12 protein-coding genes are annotated in these 16,099 nt (G+C 70.1%); 3 read left to right on the top strand and 9 right to left on the bottom strand.

The genetic code is table 11. The features are described from left to right. Position 1 precedes the first annotated feature (1 nt). On the bottom strand, positions 2-817 hold the full coding sequence (locus ACSU1G_RS19840; protein ID WP_439281716.1) for a Crp/Fnr family transcriptional regulator: 816 nt from the start codon (positions 815-817) through the stop codon (positions 2-4). 141 nt (positions 818-958) lie between these two features. Between ACSU1G_RS19840 and ACSU1G_RS19845 the strand changes: the two genes are divergently transcribed. From ACSU1G_RS19845 to ACSU1G_RS19855, 3 genes are all read left to right on the top strand, one after another. Continuing rightward, positions 959-1,195 (top strand): heavy-metal-associated domain-containing protein, encoded by a 237-nt coding sequence (locus ACSU1G_RS19845; RefSeq protein WP_439281717.1) that lies wholly within the window; start codon positions 959-961, stop codon positions 1,193-1,195. A gap of 39 nt (positions 1,196-1,234) precedes the next feature. Further along, on the top strand, positions 1,235-3,256 hold the full coding sequence (locus ACSU1G_RS19850) for a heavy metal translocating P-type ATPase (RefSeq protein ID WP_439281718.1): 2,022 nt from the start codon (positions 1,235-1,237) through the stop codon (positions 3,254-3,256). A gap of 97 nt (positions 3,257-3,353) precedes the next feature. Next, the gene (locus tag ACSU1G_RS19855) at positions 3,354-4,259 is read left to right on the top strand and encodes an NADP-dependent oxidoreductase (RefSeq protein WP_439281719.1); all 906 of its coding nucleotides are present in this window, start codon (positions 3,354-3,356) and stop codon (positions 4,257-4,259) included. Between the two features lie 119 nt (positions 4,260-4,378). Here the strand turns inward: ACSU1G_RS19855 and ACSU1G_RS19860 are convergent, their stop codons facing one another. The 8 genes from ACSU1G_RS19860 to ACSU1G_RS19895 all read right to left on the bottom strand — a co-directional run bounded on the left by ACSU1G_RS19860 (position 4,379) and on the right by ACSU1G_RS19895 (position 16,095). Continuing rightward, on the bottom strand, positions 4,379-5,158 hold the full coding sequence (locus tag ACSU1G_RS19860) for a hypothetical protein (RefSeq protein WP_439281720.1): 780 nt from the start codon (positions 5,156-5,158) through the stop codon (positions 4,379-4,381). A gap of 76 nt (positions 5,159-5,234) precedes the next feature. Then, positions 5,235-6,905: a serine/threonine protein kinase gene (locus ACSU1G_RS19865; protein ID WP_439281722.1), complete on the bottom strand. Its 1,671-nt coding sequence runs from the start codon at positions 6,903-6,905 to the stop codon at positions 5,235-5,237. Then, entirely contained in the window at positions 6,902-8,866 is a 1,965-nt protein-coding gene (locus ACSU1G_RS19870; protein WP_439281723.1) for an FHA domain-containing protein, read from the bottom strand. Before ACSU1G_RS19870 ends, ACSU1G_RS19865 begins: the two co-directional genes overlap by 4 nt. Then, a complete protein-coding gene (locus tag ACSU1G_RS19875; RefSeq protein WP_439281724.1) occupies positions 8,863-9,807 on the bottom strand; it encodes a PP2C family protein-serine/threonine phosphatase in 945 nt (314 codons plus the stop codon). The genes ACSU1G_RS19870 and ACSU1G_RS19875 overlap by 4 nt, the downstream gene beginning before the upstream one ends. Then, entirely contained in the window at positions 9,804-11,078 is a 1,275-nt protein-coding gene (locus ACSU1G_RS19880; protein ID WP_439281725.1) for an RDD family protein, read from the bottom strand. Before ACSU1G_RS19880 ends, ACSU1G_RS19875 begins: the two co-directional genes overlap by 4 nt. A 7-nt stretch (positions 11,079-11,085) precedes the next feature. Further along, the gene (locus tag ACSU1G_RS19885; protein WP_439281726.1) at positions 11,086-13,692 is read right to left on the bottom strand and encodes a transglutaminaseTgpA domain-containing protein; all 2,607 of its coding nucleotides are present in this window, start codon (positions 13,690-13,692) and stop codon (positions 11,086-11,088) included. Beyond that, complete coding sequence (locus ACSU1G_RS19890; RefSeq protein WP_439281728.1) at positions 13,689-14,999, bottom strand: DUF58 domain-containing protein; 1,311 nt, start codon at positions 14,997-14,999, stop codon at positions 13,689-13,691. The genes ACSU1G_RS19885 and ACSU1G_RS19890 overlap by 4 nt, the downstream gene beginning before the upstream one ends. Before the next feature lie 16 nt (positions 15,000-15,015). After that, positions 15,016-16,095: an AAA family ATPase gene (locus ACSU1G_RS19895; protein WP_439281729.1), complete on the bottom strand. Its 1,080-nt coding sequence runs from the start codon at positions 16,093-16,095 to the stop codon at positions 15,016-15,018. Positions 16,096-16,099: the final 4 nt, after the last annotated feature.

Consider the following 16,099-nt stretch of genomic DNA (forward strand, 5'->3'; position numbering starts at 1 on the left):
TTCAGACCTCCCCTGCTGCCCCGGACGCCGAGTATCCACCGGCCTCGTCCCGGAGCCGGTCCAGGTCCTTCAGCGCCGTCCAGCGGCGCCCCGACTCGATGACGCCCTCCCGCTTCCACCGGCTCATCACCCGGGACACGGATTCCGGTGTCGAGCGGGCCAGCCCTGCCAGGTCCGACCGGGTCAGCGGGACCTCGAGCATCATCCCCTCGGCCCCGCGGTCCTCACCGAGTTTGTCCGCCAGTCGCAGCAGGGCGGTCGCGACGCGCTGCGAGACCAGGTCACTGGTCTGCCCGCTGATGTCGGACTGCGCCCGGGTCAGGCGGGCCGCGACGTCGTCCAGGACCGTCAGACCGACCAGCGGGTATTCGGTCAGCACCTCGCGGAAGTCGCGCTGGTCGATCCGCAGCGTGCACGAGCCCACCAGCGCGGAGGCGGTCTGCCGGTGGTACGGTTCGCCGAGCGTGGTCATCCCACCGAACAGCTCGCCGGGGACCATGATGTCCGAGACGGTCTCGACCCCGGCGGCGGTGCTCTGGGAGAGTTTCACCCGGCCCTCGGCCACCACGTAGAGGGCGCCCGCCGGTTCGCCGGCCTGGTACAGCAGGTCCCCCGCGGCCCAGGAGTCCGTCCGCATCCGCCGGTCGATCCCGTCCAGCTCAGCCTCGCCCATGCCCCGGAAGTAGGGGGCCCGGGACAGCACGTTCAGGCGCACCGGCCGCGGGCAGTGATGGGGCGGGGTGATCTCACGGAGCGGGATGGTGCGGCGACCCTGCGTTGCCGGACCCCGTTCCGTCCCGACGTCCTGGAATGCCATCGTGTCCTCCTGTCGACCCCTTCCGGCAGGCTACCTTGCGGAGAATTGACGCGCATCATGTCGCTTCCGAAGCCGTCTGCCTAGCGTAGGAGTACGCCCCCGGGAAGGCCCCGGGGACGCCGACGCATCAGGGAGCACCTCGTGACCACCACGAACACCACCACCCACACCCTCTTCCGCGCCGAGGGCTTCTCCTGTCCCTCCTGTGTGGGCAAGATCGAGAAGCACGTCGGCAAGCTCAAGGGCGTGGAGAACGTCAAGGTCCACTTCGCCACCGCCCGTGTCGAGGTCGACCACGACGAGTCGAAGACCACGGTGGACGACATCGTCGCCGCCATCGCCAAGGCGGGCTACACGGCCGCCCCGTCCGCCTTCTGACCTCCCGCCCATCCCGCCTCCTCAGAAAGGACGCCTCTCATGAACAGGCTCCAGACATGGGTCCGTAGCAGCTGGTCCGTCCCCGCCATCTCGGGCCTGCTCATCCTCCTCTCCTTCGGCGTGGAACGACTGGACGCGGGCGCCTGGAACTCCGTGGTCGGCCCGCAGTGGTGGATCGATGCCGGCGTCCACGCCCACGGCTCTGGGCACGCCTTCACGCTGGCCAACCTGTTCATGCTGGCCGCGGCGGTCGTCGCCGGCTACGGGATCGTGGTGAAGGCGGTCCGTGCGCTCTCGGTCAAGGTCATCGGCATCGACCTGCTGGTGTCCATCGCCGCGATCGGTGCCATCCTCATCGGCAACTTCTGGGAGGCCGCAGCCGTCACCTTCCTGTTCGCCATCGGCCACGCCCTCGAGGCGGCCACCCTGAACAAGACGCGCTCGGCACTGAGCGAGCTCGTCGCCGTCGCCCCGGACAGCGCCGTCGTCATGCGGGACGGCGAGCAGGTCGAGGTCCCGGCCCACCTGGTGCGGATGGGCGAGATCGTGCTGGTGAAGAACGGCGCCAAGGTGCCCGTGGACGGACAGGTGGTCTCCGGCACCGGTGCCATCGACGAGGCCTCCATCACCGGCGAGTCGATCCCCGTGGAGAAGGCCAAGTCAGACCAGGTCTTCGCCGGCACCGTCTCCCGCGGCGGCTTCCTGCAGGTGCTGGCCACCGGCATCGGCGCGGACACCACCCTGGCCCGCATCATCCACCGCGTGGAGGAGGCCCAGGATGCCAAGGCGAAGACCCAGGCCTTCATCGACCGCTTCTCGAAGTGGTACACCCCCGCCGTGATCGTGCTGGCCCTGGCCACCTGGTTCATCACCCAGGACGTGGTGCTGGCCCTGACCCTGCTGGTCATCGGCTGCCCCGGCGCCCTGGTGATCTCCATCCCGGTCGCGATCGTGGCCGGCATCGGCCGTGCTGCCCGCAACGGCATCCTCATCAAGGGTGGGGAATACCTGGAGACCTCCGCCAAGATCTCGGCCGTGGCCGTGGACAAGACCGGCACCCTCACCGAGGGCAGGCCGCAGTTGACCGACGTCGTGGTCCTGTCGGCCGAGCTGGACCGCACCGAGGTGCTGCGCTGGGCTGCGGCCGCCGAGGCCGGATCCGAGCACCCGCTCGCCAAGCCGATCCTGGACTCCGCCCGCGAGGCCGGTGTGGCCCCGCAGGGCATCCCCGGCCACGTCACCCCGGTGCCCGGCAAGGGGATCGTCTCCGACGTCGGCGGGCAGCGGGTGCTGATCGGCAACCCGCCGCTGCTGGACCAGTACGGCGTGAGGGACGACGTCGGCGCCGGCCCGGCAGCTCAGGAGCTCGCCGCCGCGGGACGGACCCCCATGATCGTCGCCGTCGACGACCGGGTCATCGGCGTGATCGCCGTCGCGGACCAGATCCGCGAGGACGCTCCGGCCATGGTCGCCCGGCTGCACGATGCCGGCGTCAAGAAGGTCGTCATGCTCACGGGCGACACCCGTCTGGTGGCGGAGTCCATCGGTGCGAAGACGGGGATCGACGAGATCCACGCCTCGCTGCTGCCGGAGGACAAGCTGGAGGCGGTGGCTCAGCTGCAGCGGGAGGGTCACACCGTGGCCATGGTCGGTGACGGCGTGAACGACGCCCCCGCGCTGGCGACGGCGGACATCGGTGTGGCCATGGGTGCTGCTGGTTCGGCCGTGGCCGTGGAGACCGCGGACATCGCCCTGATGGGCGACAACCTGATGAAGCTGCCCGAGTCGATCAGCCTGGCCAAGCGCACGGTGAGCGTGATGAAGCAGAACATCGTCATCGCCCTGGCGACCGTGGTGGTCCTGCTAGCCGGTGTCTTCGCCGGGGGCGTGACCATGTCCGTCGGCATGCTGGTCCACGAGGGCTCCGTGCTGGTGGTGATCCTCAACGCCATGCGCCTGATGCGCAACGACCAGAACTCCACGGCCATGTCCAAGGAGCTGCGGAAGCCGAGGCGCCAGCAGGTGCAGGAGGAGGCGGGCGCGACAGCCGTCGACGCCTGAGCACCGGATACCGACAGACGCACTACACCCCGCCGCAGGGCGGAACCCGGCCCTGGGCCGACCACGGATGATGTGACAAGGAATGCAGGAGGAGCAGATGTCGAAGGTATTGGTCTTCGCAGCCTATGGCGGAGCGGAGAACCAGGAGATGGTCGAGCGCGAGGTACCGCAGCCGGGCCCCGGCGAACTGGTGGTAGAGGTCAGGGCCGCCGGCGTGAACCCGGCGGACATCACGATGCGCTCCGGCGGCTTCGGTACCCGTCGGAGCCTGCCCTCCCCGATGGGGCTGGAGGCCTCCGGCGTGGTCACCGCCGTGGGAGAGGGCGTGGACGCCTTCGCCGTCGGTGATGCCGTGCTCGGGCAGCCTGCCGCGGGTGAAGGCACCTTCGCGGAGCACGCCGTGCTGGATGCCGCCAACACCGTGGCCAAACCGGAGGAGATCCCCTTCGCGGATGCGGCGGCCATCCCGGTCGCCGGGTCCACCGCCTATGACGTCACCCACCAGATCGAACTCGAGGCCGGTCAGACGCTGCTGATCCTGGGAGCCGGCGGCGGCGTGGGACTGATGGCGGCCCAGATCGGGAAGGTCCACCAGTTCACGGTGATCGGGGTGGCCAGTGCGTCAAAGCGGGAGTTGGTGGAATCCACCGGGGCCACGTTCGTCGAGTCCGGTGACGGCGCTGCAGATCGGGTGCGTGCCGTTGCCCCGGACGGTGTGGACCTGGTGGTCGACCTGGTCGGAGGGCAGCCGCTGCGGGACATCGCCGCGGTGGCCAAGGACCCGAAGGGGGTCATCTCCACCGTGGATCCGGACCTCGTCGCGGAACTGGGCGGAGCCGCCGTCGTGCGGACCGGCGGGGCGCTGGCCAAGATCACCGACGTGATCTCCTACGGCCTCGTCACCCCCAACGTGGGCCGGCGCTTCAGTCTGGCGGACGCCCAGGACGCGCTGGCCATCGTCGAGGACGGCCACACGGCCGGCAAGCTGGTGATCATCCCCTGACGCCTGGGCCCTTGGAGCGCCAGGGCCATCTGGGGCCGGAGGAGTCCTCCGATTCCACGCACCGACGGCGCCCTTCCAGGGGCCGTGTGCGTGGAATCGGATGACACCCCCGAGGACTCTCAGTCCTCGTCGCCGAGGGACTGGTCCAGCAGCGGCAGGTCGTCCGGGGTGATCAGGTGGGACGTCACGGCGTGCTCCACGAGGCGGGCCCGGCGGTTGGTGGCCAGTTTGCCACCACCGCCGCGCAGTCCGGCCACGCCCACCCGGTCCAGCTTGTCGCAGACGTTGTCCAGCTTGCGGTTGAAGCGGGTCAGCGGCCAGCCCAGGCGCTTCGCGGCGTTGGCGGAGGAGGGCACGGTGGAGAACCCGGTGCCGCCGCGGCGCAGGATCGGCTCGGCCAAGGCCACGATGATGGCCTTCTGGGACGGGGTGAAGACCACGGGGCCGATGGTCGTGTCCCCCACGGCTTCACTGCCGTTGGACTGCTGCAGGAAGGACGGGCTCTTCAGGTGCACGGCGAATTCGTAGGTGGTGGGGCCGGCGGTGAAGACCACGTTGAGCTGGCCGAAGACCAGGGGGATCCGGGATCCCGGCGAGACCCAGGCCTGCATGCCGCCGGAGGAGTCGGCCACGGTGGCCGAGATCATGGTCCCCACGTTGGACAGCCACCACAGGCCGCCGATGCGCTGGATCTCCATGAAGCGGCGGTGCAGGTAGGGGTTGTCGTCGATCTCGAGATCGCCCTCACGCCCGATGGTGAAGACCGTCTCCGGGGAGACCTCGTACCACTCGCCCACGAAGTCGAGGGAGAGCTCACCGGCCCCCTCGCCGTCCGGCAGACCATCATCCTGGACCGACTGGACCGATCCGTCCCGACGGTCCTGTTCCCCCACGCTCATGACCACTCCCCCTGATTCATCGTCACAGTCCCATGATGCCCGTCAAACCTGTTCTTCACCCGTATTGAGACAGGACCTATTCGAGACACCCCACGGTCGGATCCGATTGTTTGCCGTTGGACCGGATCACCACCACCTCGATGCAGGTGCGGTCCCCCTCCAGCACCGCTGTGCTGGCCGTGGCCTCGTCCGCGGTGGTGATCCGGCCCTTGCCGGTGGCGGTGGTGGTCCGCCACATGTACGTGTCGCCGTCCTTCGGGTCCGGGTTCTCCCACGTGAAGACGGCTTCCCCACCTTCCTCGCTGGCGATCACGCCCTCCGCCGCGGTCACAGGATCCTCAGGTTCCGGGACCGGCAGGCCCGGGGATTCGCTGATGAACGTCGGGTCCGGGTCCTGGCGCGGCTGGACCGCGAGGTTGTTGGCCAGCCACACGGCCCCCACGATGCCCAGCACGAGCACCACGAGGGAGGCGACGATGCCGATCTTGTTCTCCGAGACCCATGCCGCGGTCGGTGAGGATCCGGTCTTCTCCTCCACCCGGTGCGCGGTGGCGCCGTCCGGCTCCCACTCGCCGCCCGCGTCGGGAAAGGTCCTGACAGGCCGTTGCGGCGCACGGGACCCGGCCCAGCCATTACCGACCCGGCCGCCCATGATGGTGGGGTCGTCATCCGGGGTGCCACCCGGGCCCGGCCGCATGACCGTGGCGCCCTCGATGTCCTCGGGGCTCCGCGGCGGCCCGGAGGGCGGGGGCATCGGCGGGAAGTGGCGGGAGGTGTTGGTGGAGCCGCGGTCCGGATCGATCGAGACGATCTGCCGGACACGGGTGGCGTCACCGCCCTCCTCGGTCTCCTCGTCCTCTGCCTCCAGCGAGCCGGACTCGTCCATCACCTCGAAGGGGGTGACGGACAGTCCCAACTCGGTCTGGACCCGTTGCAGGGCCAAGGCGAAGGAGTGGGCGGAGGGGAACCGGGAACCGGGGTTCTTGGCCATGGCCGTGGCCAGCACCAGTTCCAGGGAGGCGGGCATATCCGCCCGGTTCAGCGGCGGCAGCGGCGCCTTGGCGATCCGGGAGATCAGTTCCTTCTGCGAGTTGTCCGCCCCCGGACGCACGAACGGGGACCGCCCGGCCAGCAGCGTGTACAGGGTGGCCCCCAGGGACCAGACATCCATGGCGAAGCCGTCCTGGCTGCCACCCGCGAAGGCCTCCGGGGCGGACCACGGGATGGACATGCCGGCGTCGTCATCCAGCATGTCCGTGGTCCCGGAGATGCCGAAGTCCGTCAGCGCCGGACGGTTGTAGTCGGTGGTGAGGATGTTGGCCGGCTTGATGTCCCGGTGCACGATCCCCGCACGGTGGGCGGACTCCACGGCCGAGGACACCTGGATCCCCAAGGCCAGGACCTCATCCACGCCGAGACGTGAGCGGCGGTAGCGCACGTCCAGGGAGGGCCGGGAGCAGTACTCCATGGCCAGGTAGGAGTGGCCGTCCTCGGTGATGTCCGCCTCGTAGATCGTGACGATGTACGGGTGGGAGGACAGCTGGGCCATCAGGTTGGCCTCGGACTCGAAGGACTTGCGCGCCCGTTCGGTCTTCAGCCCGGAGAGCAGGACCTTGATGGCCACCTTGCGCCGGGGGCGGTCCTGCTCGTAGAGGTAGACATCCGAGAAGCCGCCGGAGCCGAGCAGGCTGACGTACCGGAAACCACCGATGTGCGGCGGCGGTGCCGGTGGGCGCTTTGCGCTCACAGCAGCCCCTCGAAGCGCAGCGAGACGCCGTCGCCCAGATCAGCGATGTCCCCGTCCAGGACCATGAGCGACTCGCCCTGGCCCAGCCGCCGCGGTGGCTGCCCCTCCCGGATCAGCACCGTGCCGTTCGTGGCCTTGAGGTCTCGCAGCTGCACATGCCAGCCCTCCAGCACCACCTCGCAGTGGGAGCGCGAGATGTCTCCATTGGGGCTGCGGACCTGCACCATCCGGGGCATGGTGCCGGAGCCGACCCGGTGGGCCTGCGGCTGGCGGCCGACCACCGCCGGGCGGTCCAACTCCACGACTTCACCGGTGGACATCCGGATGCGGCCCAACGAGGGGCGGCGCACCTGCTGGGCCTCACCGCTGAGCGACTGCCCGCAGATCCCGCAGGTCGCGCTCGTCGGCGGGTTGGCGTGGCCGTCGGAGCACTGGCGTGCCAGCACCACAGGCCCGGTCGTCGGTGGCGGAGCCAGGGCCGGGGCGGGGGCTCCGGCCGGCAGGTCCGCCGGATCCAGGTCTGATTTCATGACGGTCTCGCCGTCGTGGTCATCCGTCACGGTGGTCGGTGTGCCGGCCACTGCAGGGCCCGACGTCGGCCCGGCCGGTGGCATGGCCGGGGCCGGGACGGGCGCGGCGCCCGGAGCCGACGGCGAGAGCACGGTGTCCGCGTCATCCGCATCCTCCACGTCCTCCACGTCCTCCACGTCCATGGACCGGGCGCCGTGGTCATCCTCGAAGGACGGTGCCGGAGCCACCGTCATGTTCAGGTCCGCCGGCATCTCGACCATCGCCTCGTCGGCCGCCTCCGGAGCCGGCGGGGGAACCGCCTTGCGGGCCGCGGCCAGCCACGGCACCGAATCGATGAGTTCCTGTGGTCCCGGCACGGCGCCGGCGGACCGTGCCGGCTGTCCCGTGGCGGCCTCCGGGGCAGCCGCCGGGGCGGCAGGGGAACCCGGCCGAGCACTCGACGGTGAGCTGGCGATGGTCTGGTCATCGACATCGTCCTCGACGTCCTCGGTAGCGCTCTCCGCCGTGGTGGCGGATTCAGGCAGGCGCTCGGGCACCATGGTGGCGTCGTGGTCCGTGACATCGTCTGCGGCAGGCGCCGGCTCGGGCTCGGGCTCGGGCTCGGGCTCAGGCTCAGGCTCAGGCTCAGGCTCCGGCTCGGCAACGTCTGCGGCAGGCTCAGGCTCCGGCTCGGCAACGTCTGCGGCAGGTTCAGACTCCGCAGCGCCGTCTATCTCGCCATCCACCTCCGGCCCGGCGACCTCAGCGGTGTCGGACTCCTGCTCCTCGTGAGGCGCGACTCCGGAGTCGTCCGCGATCTCCGAGACAGGGTCGGCAGCTGCAGCAGCCTCCGTTTCACTTTCCGCTTCTGGCTCTGGCTCTGGCTCTGGCTCTGGCTCTGGCTCTGGCTCTGGCACCACGGCTACCGCCGGGAGGTCCTCCGCGGGATCCTCCTCTGCCGGAGCTTCTTCCGCCACCCTGTCGGCGGGGCACCCTTGACCGAGGTCGGCATGCAGTGACCCCAGCCGGACGGCGCCAGACTCCAGGGGCAGGTTCTCGACGTCAGAGACGGCGTCGTCCACGAGCAACTCGAAGGTGCCGATGTCCCGGAACACCCGCTCGTTCCAGGTCGCCACGCCGGTGCCGTTCAGCTCAGTATCGCTCCCACGCGTGGTGGTCATGCGCAGGGACACCTCGCCACGCAGGATCGCGTGCACCGAGGTCCCCTCGCGGAAGGACACGATCGCGAAGGAGGGCAGCCCCGTCAGGTCCAGCCGGCCCGACAACACCGTGCCGAGCAGCTGCTCCACGCCGGGGGTACCGGACAGCAGGTCCCAGGCCACGGCGGCCGTCTCCTCGCTGGCGTCTGCCGGCAGCGCCACGAGGCAGCGTCCGCGCACCAGGCCCAGCCAGCCTCCCGCGCTGTAGCGAACTCGCACCGTCTGACTCATCGGCCGTCTCCCCTTTCGCCGGATCCGTTCGATCCGTCCCCGTCTGGACCCGCATCCGGATCCATGCCAAACACGCGTCCGCCGCTGACCATCCGTCCGCCGCTGCCGCCGTCGAACCGGGGGCGCGTGATCTGGTGCTCGTCCTCCTCATCCGGCCGCGGCGAGGTGGTGACCCGCTCGCCCTCGGCGTCGGTGTCCTCCACATCCACCACGATCACGGTGATGTTGTCCCGGCCACCGCCGTCCAGTGCCAGCCGGATCAGCGCGTCCACGGCGTCCTGCGGAGAGTGTTGCTCGGCCAGTTGCCGGCGGATGTCTTCGTCAGAGACCTCGGAGGTGAGGCCGTCCGAGCAGATCATGAGCCGATCCCCGTCATGCACGGACAACATCCAGAAGTCGGCCTCGGAGGCCTCACCCGTCCCCAGTGCCCGCGTGATGACATGACGGCGGGGGTGGTGGCGGGCTTCCTCGGCCGTCAGATACCCGTCGTCCACCATCTCCTGGACCTCGGAATGGTCCACGCTGACCTGCGCGAACTCCCCCTCGGAGAGTCGGTAGGTGCGAGAGTCCCCCACGTTGAAGACCATCCAGTACAGGCCGTGCAGTTCCCGGACGATCGCCACGCCGGCCAGGGTGGTCCCCGCCCGGGATCCCCCGACCCGGCGGATGGCGTCATCGGCGGTCACCATGAGTTGTTGCAGCTCATCGGCCGTGAGGTCGTTGCGGACCTCCTTGATCCCGGCGGCCAGGGTCTCCACGCAGATCCTGCTGGCGACCTCGCCTGCCTCGTGGCCACCCATCCCGTCCGCCACGGCGAAGAGGTTGCCCGTGACCACCAAGGAGTCCTCGTTCAGCTGCCGGCGCAGGCCTCGGTGTGAGCCGAAGCCGTAGTTCAGCCGGAACGGGCGTTGGGGCGCATCCCCGCTCATCTCCAAGGTCATGCAGCCGACACCGTGAAGGAGCGGTCTCCGAAGTGCACGGTGGCGCCCACCGGGGCCAGCACCGGCTGCCCGGGTTCCAGTCGCTGACGCTCGCCCCCTCGCGGGGTCACCCCGGAGCCGTTCGTGGAGTTGCGGTCCGTCACCCAGACACCGGTCGAATCCACGATCAGGTGCAGGTGGGTCTTGGACACGGAACGGCCCATGTCTGCGAACGGGATCAGCAGGTCCACGCTCTCCCCCGCGGCCGAGGCGGGGTTGCGGCCCACCAGGCCCGAACCGGCCAGCACGTGCTGCTGGCCGTCGTCGAACCTCAGCTTCACAGCGGACGGCGCGTCAGACACCTCACTGCGCAACTGGGTGGAGCCCATCTCCTGGTCGGGATCAGCGGGATCTGCCGCGCCGCCGACCACCACGACCTGGCTCTCCTGATAACCGGAGGAGGACTGCCCGGCCCCGGACGTCGCCGGCGCTGACGGTGTGGCCGTACCGGCCGACGTCGGGCTGGGGGACGGTGCGGCCGGTGCGTGAGCCGCCGGCTGGAGGGCCGGTGGGGCCGGGGCGTGGCCGGGCGGTGCGGCCTGCGGCGGCTGCGTTGGCTGCTGCGGTCCGCCCGCGGGGGTACCGGCTCCGGGCACTGAGGTGATGGGACCGGCCGCGACCGCCGGGTTGAAGGCGGGCCAGCGTGAGGCCGGCGGCACCGAGACGCCGGTCTCGGGGTGGCCGGGGTCCCCGGGCTGCAGCGCGCCGGGGGCAAAGGTGGACGGGCCGAAGAGCCCGCCGGTGGTCAGCGGGTTGCGGCCGGCGTTGACATCCACCACGAGGGTGCGGGCCACCTTGTCATGCCAGCCCTGGCGCTGGTGGTTCGTGTCCCAGAGGTTGGACAGCAGCATGAGCACGGGGCCCACCACGGGAACCAGCCCGCTGACGGAGATGATGACCCACCGCAGGAAGATGGGGCCCCAGCCGGCGGCGGTGCCCTCCTCCGAGGTCACCCGCAGTCCCAGGACCAGGTTGCCCGGCGTCTTGCCGGCGGAGGCCTGCCAGCCCCACAGCCACACCGTGTAGGCCAGGCACACCACGGACGTGACCAGCATGGCCATGGTGTAGGTGGCCAGCGCCTGCTGCTGGGCCACTCCGGCAGAGTCCAGCACGGCGGGGAAGGTGGCACCGGCGACGATGCCCACGGCGGCCGCCGGCAGGATCTGGTCGATCAGCCAGGCCGCCAGCCGCTTACCGGCCGGGGCGTTGACCAGGTTGAGGGTTTTCTGCACGGGGTACCTATTCCTGTTCCTTGCGAGCTTGCTGGTCCACTGTACGGACAGACGGGGTGCCCTCGCCACGCCGGGCATCCCGGGTCTGGCGTTCGGCGGTCCGGTCCCCCCGGCGGCGTTCGGCCTGACGGTCCCGGGCCACCTGACGCTGCAGCTTCTTCGCCCGGCGGCGCCGCTGGCGACCGGCCCGGGCCTCGAGCATCAGAGAGCGCGGCGAGTACTTGGCCCGGAAACGAGCCCAGCCACCCACTGAGTCCCGCATCCCGGACAGGTTCTCGTCCACACGCGCCCAGTAGTCGGCCACCTGTGCCTCGCTCGGTTCCCCGGGGCCGAAGACGGCCTGGTCCGCGCGGCGAGCCAACAGCGTGGTGGTTGCGGCCACCGTCGGGAAGGTCCCGGCCAGCTGGCCGGCATGTTCGCGCCGGGTGCCCGAACGCTGGGGCTCGGAGCCCAGGTCCGTGGCCAGGGACAACACCTCGGACCAGCCACCCGAGACCTGTTCGGCGGGGGTGTCCGCGGACCGGCGGCGCTTGCGCCGACGCGTCTTGAGGATCGCGATGATGATCAACGGGATCATCAGGATGATCAGCGGGATCAACGAGTAGACCACGATCATCACGAGCTGACCCCACTGGTCCCACCAGGAGCGGTCCTCCTGCTCGGCGTCCTGGGGTTCCGGTGCCGTGTCCGGGGGCAGGTCGGCCTGCTCCTGCGGCGGGGGCGGGGGCTGGAGCACCTGAGGCTTCGGTGTGGACTGGGGCTCCTGCTGCGGCGGGGTGGGGACGTTGTCCTTGTCCGGGGTGGGATCCAGGGCGACCCAGCCGATGTTCTCGAAGTTGACCTCGACCCAGGCGTGGACGTCCTTGCCCTTGATCTGGACCGGGCCCCCGTCCGCGGGATAGTTCTCCGGGTAGAAGCCCATCACCACGCGCGCCGGGATGTCCAGGGAGCGGGCCATCAGGGACATGGCCACGGCATACTGCTCGTCGTCCCCGATCCACTGTTCGGCATCCAACAGCTGGGTGACGCGGCCGGCGTAGTGACCGGAGAGTGAGGTGACCTCGCCCTCGCGGCCGTTGGAGAACGCGCCGGACTCATGCAGCGTGGAGGCCAGACCGCTGGCGATGGCGAAGGGCTGGTCCTGGTTGCCCGTCAGCTCCGCGGCCTTCTCCGGCACGATCTGCGGCACTCCGGTCAGCTCCGGCATGACGATCTCCCCGAAGTCCTGACCCTCCAGGTCCTCGGGGGCCACCTGCACCGGGAAGACCACGTCCGCGGAGTAGGAGTCACCCTGCTGCAGCGGGATGGTGGACAGCGCGGTCTCGTTGCCGTCGTTGTAGTACAGGGACTGGGAGAGCTGATCCGCGCGGGGTCCCTGGAGTTGGGCGCCGTTGAGCTTGCCGCCGCCGGGCAACCATACGCCGCGGTAGGCCTCGATGGAGATGTCCAGGGTGCCGGAGGACCGGTTCGGGATCTCGGTGTCCGAGGTGCCGGTGAGCTTGGAGGCGTCGCCGACCGGCGAGAAGTTGCCGCCGGACTGCGGGTTCACGTTGTAGACCATGCCGTCGTAGGCATCCAGGGCGGCCAGCCGGACCCGCTGGCCCTCCGGCAGCCCGTCCACCGTGAACAGCACCTCCTCGTGCTCGTCTTTGACGTACTGGCGGAACTTCATCAGCGGGCTCGGGTAGTCGAAGAGCTCGATGGGAGGGTCCACCACGTCTCGCAGCACCTTGCGGTCCTGTCCCTGCAGCAGCAGCGGCGAGGCGGCCGACGTGAGCAGTCCGGCCACGGCCAGCACGGCGGCTCCCATGCCGACCCGGCGCCACAGCATCTTGCGTGCGGTGGACGGATGGGACACGGTGGTCGTACCGGCTGACTCGGCGGACGAGTCCGCCTGGGTCCCCTGCACCCGCATCCGGTGGTGGCGCCAGGCCAGCCAGGCCACGGAGGCCATCACCAGCACCATGCCGCGGACCAGGGCCATGGGCGCGTCCTTGGTGCCGAACATGATCCCGACGGCGGCCATGGCCAGGACCGGGATGATGGTCCAGTAGGGCAGGCGGACCCGCCACGCCAACAGTCCGGCCACCAGGGCGGTGAGCATCCCGGAGAGGTACGGCGCCACGAGCATGCCGCCGTTGATGCCCACGGGCGCGGCGACCGTGAGGATGTCCTTCCACGCCGTGACGGGCCCGGTGACCAGGACCATCAGGGACTCCAGGCTGGGCAGGAACCCGACGGCGGCCTCCACGGGCGCTGCCAGCGCGAAGCCGAACACCAGGTAGGTGAGCACGGCCGCACCGGCGGTCTTCCAGACGTTCCAGTGCAGGTGGGCGCTGGCCAGGGCGAGGCCCAGCCCCAGCACGATGCCGCCGAAGCCGGCCAGGATATAGCGCCAGCCGCCGGCGAAGGTGTCATGGAAGCCGAGCACGCCGAGACCGAGCAGGATCACCAGCACGGCCGCGTCGATACCGACCTGAGCCCAGGTGAAGCCGGGCCGCAGGCCCCGGGGGCGGGGCTGCCTGGGCAGCTGGGGAGCCGCCGCGCGGGCACCAGTCTGCTGGGTGCGCTGGGTGCGCTGGCCGCGCTGGCCGCGCTGGCCGCGGGCCATCATGCTGCCGCCTTCCGCAGGGCCAGGCCGAGGTCCTGGAGGTCGCCGATCGAGATGACGGTCAGGTCACCGATGTTGGCGCGCTGGGTCTCCAGGCCGTGGGCGCAGCGGATCGCGAAGGCGCGCACGCCCGGAGGCACGTTGTTGGTCGCCTTGCGCAGGTCGCCGGCAGTCGGCTGGTCGCCGGTGATGAGGAAGAACACGGAGGCGTTGGGGACCTGGTCCGCCGTCTCGCGGGACACGTCCACGCTGGTCTTGCGCAGCGGCTTGCCCTCGATCCGGGTCATGTCATCCAGCATGTTCCGCCCCGTCTCGGTGTGGACCGGTCCGGCGTGGGTCCGGATGGACAGGTTGCGCTGTTCCTTGAAGGCCTCCAGCCCGATGGAGGCCGCCACGGAGATCGCCAGCTCGAAGTCGTTCTCCGTGGCGTATTCGGAGGTGTTCGTGGACAGGGCGATCGCGAGGTGGGCGCGCCGGGTCTCCTCGAACTGACGCACCATGAGCTTGTTGGTGCGGGCCACCGTCTTCCAGTGGATGTGCCGGCGGTCATCCCCCGGGACATAGTCGCGCAGGGCGTGGAAGGAGACGTCCGCGCTGGACAGGTCCTTGGTGGGGAGGCCTTCCAGATCGCGGATGAACCCGGCCGAGGACCCCTGCAGCGCCGCCGTGCGCGGATGGACGAACAGCTCCTCCGGCTCGGTCCACTTCAACTGGCGGCGCAACAGGGACAGCGGGTCCTGGCGCACGGAGCGCACCGGGCCCACCGTGATCACGGCGCGGCGGTTGGTCGGGATGGTGAAGAGGTCCTCGTGCACCGCTGCCGGACGCATGCGGGGCAGCTGGAACACGGCGGTGGCGCGGCCGACCGGCAGTTCCATGGCGGCGGGCATCAGCGCCTTGTCCGCCGTGTTGGTCACCTCGATGGCGCCCACGGCGCGGTCCCCCACGGCCACGCGGGAACGGGCCAGGTCCAGTTCCACCCGGTAGGAGGACCGGCCCAGGATGAACCCGATGGCCAGCAGCAGCAGGAAGACACCGACCAGTCCGGCGATGAGGGCCTCCGCCCACCCGAACACGAGGCCGACGATCCAGGCCCCGACGGTGATACACAGCACGAGCCACCCCAGGGGGGAGACGACGTCCAGGACGGGTTGGATCTTCCGGCCCCACCAGCCGGTGGCGGCCTCGCGGGCCGGCTCCGTGCTGACGGCCGTGGACTCGCGCAGGCGCCGCCAACGGTTCTGCAGCTGGTCGGTGGTCCGTTGCGCCCGTTGCGAGCGGCGCGTTTGAGGTGATGACTCGGTGCTCATGCGGTGCGGTGAACCCTCAGGCGCCGGTGACGGAGGAACCGCCACGGTAGACGGTGTCCTCGTTCGCGTCATCCGCAGCGGCCTGGCCGTTGGTGGACGGCGCGGCTCCGGCCATGGCGGCGGCCGGTGCCTCGGTGCGGTGCTGCGGGGCACCCACGGTGGCCAGGACCCGGCTGAGCACGGCCTGCGGGGTGGCACCGGCGAACTCGGCCTCCGGGTCCAGGACCAGACGGTGGGTCCACACGTGCGGGGCCAGGTCCTTGACGTCATCCGGCAGGACGTAGTTGCGGCCCACCGAGGCGGCCCGCACCTTGGCGGCCCGGACCATGGCCATGGCGCCGCGCACGGAGACGCCCAGGCGGGTCTCATCCGCGGCGCGGGTCTCCTCCGTCAGTTCGGCGATGTAGTTCAGCACGGCACCGTCCACGTGCACTGTGGTGCCGAGCTCCGTCATGTCCCGGATGGCCTGGGTGGTGATGATCGGGGACAGGGCACCCGAACGGTCCTTCTGGGCGGCGCCGGAGAGCAACTCCACCGTGGAGGCCCGGTCCGGGTAGCCGATCGAGGTCTTGATGAGGAAGCGGTCCAGCTGGGCCTCGGGCAGCTTGTAGGTGCCGGCCTGCTCGATGGGGTTCTGGGTGGCGATGACCATGAAGGGGTGCTCGTTGTTGTACGTGACGCCGTCCACCGTCACGCGGGACTCCTCCATGACCTCCAGCAGGGCCGACTGGGTCTTCGGCGAGGCGCGGTTGATCTCATCCGCCAGCACGATGTTGGCGAAGATGGGGCCTCGGTGGAACTCGAACTCCTGCGTCTTCTGATCGTAGATGGTCACGCCCGTGACGTCCGAGGGCAGCAGGTCCGGGGTGAACTGGATGCGCGAGTGGGTGCCCTTGACCGTGGCAGCCAGCGAACGGGCGAGCATGGTCTTACCGGTTCCGGGGGCGTCTTCGAGCAGGACGTGACCATCCGTGAGCATGGCCGTCAGGACCAGCGAGATGACGTCCTCCTTGCCCAGGATGGCCTGGCCGACGTTGTCCGAGATCTTCTCGAACGTCCCGGCAAACCACTCGGCCTGTTCGGTGGTCATGGTCATGGGT

It is taken from the genome of Microbacterium sp. A93 (assembly GCF_051842835.1).

What these genes read in the sequence shown, in the direction of transcription:
- ACSU1G_RS19840 (WP_439281716.1), bottom strand. Translation starts at nt 817, where the DNA reads ATGGCATTCCAGGACGTCGGGACGGAACGGGGTCCGGCAACGCAGGGT.
- ACSU1G_RS19850 (WP_439281718.1), top strand. Translation starts at nt 1,235, where the DNA reads ATGAACAGGCTCCAGACATGGGTCCGTAGCAGCTGGTCCGTCCCCGCC.
- ACSU1G_RS19855 (WP_439281719.1), top strand. Translation starts at nt 3,354, where the DNA reads ATGTCGAAGGTATTGGTCTTCGCAGCCTATGGCGGAGCGGAGAACCAG.
- ACSU1G_RS19860 (WP_439281720.1), bottom strand. Translation starts at nt 5,158, where the DNA reads ATGAGCGTGGGGGAACAGGACCGTCGGGACGGATCGGTCCAGTCGGTC.
- ACSU1G_RS19870 (WP_439281723.1), bottom strand. Translation starts at nt 8,866, where the DNA reads ATGAGTCAGACGGTGCGAGTTCGCTACAGCGCGGGAGGCTGGCTGGGC.
- ACSU1G_RS19875 (WP_439281724.1), bottom strand. Translation starts at nt 9,807, where the DNA reads ATGACCTTGGAGATGAGCGGGGATGCGCCCCAACGCCCGTTCCGGCTG.
- ACSU1G_RS19885 (WP_439281726.1), bottom strand. Translation starts at nt 13,692, where the DNA reads ATGATGGCCCGCGGCCAGCGCGGCCAGCGCGGCCAGCGCACCCAGCGC.
- ACSU1G_RS19890 (WP_439281728.1), bottom strand. Translation starts at nt 14,999, where the DNA reads ATGAGCACCGAGTCATCACCTCAAACGCGCCGCTCGCAACGGGCGCAA.
- ACSU1G_RS19895 (WP_439281729.1), bottom strand. Translation starts at nt 16,095, where the DNA reads ATGACCATGACCACCGAACAGGCCGAGTGGTTTGCCGGGACGTTCGAG.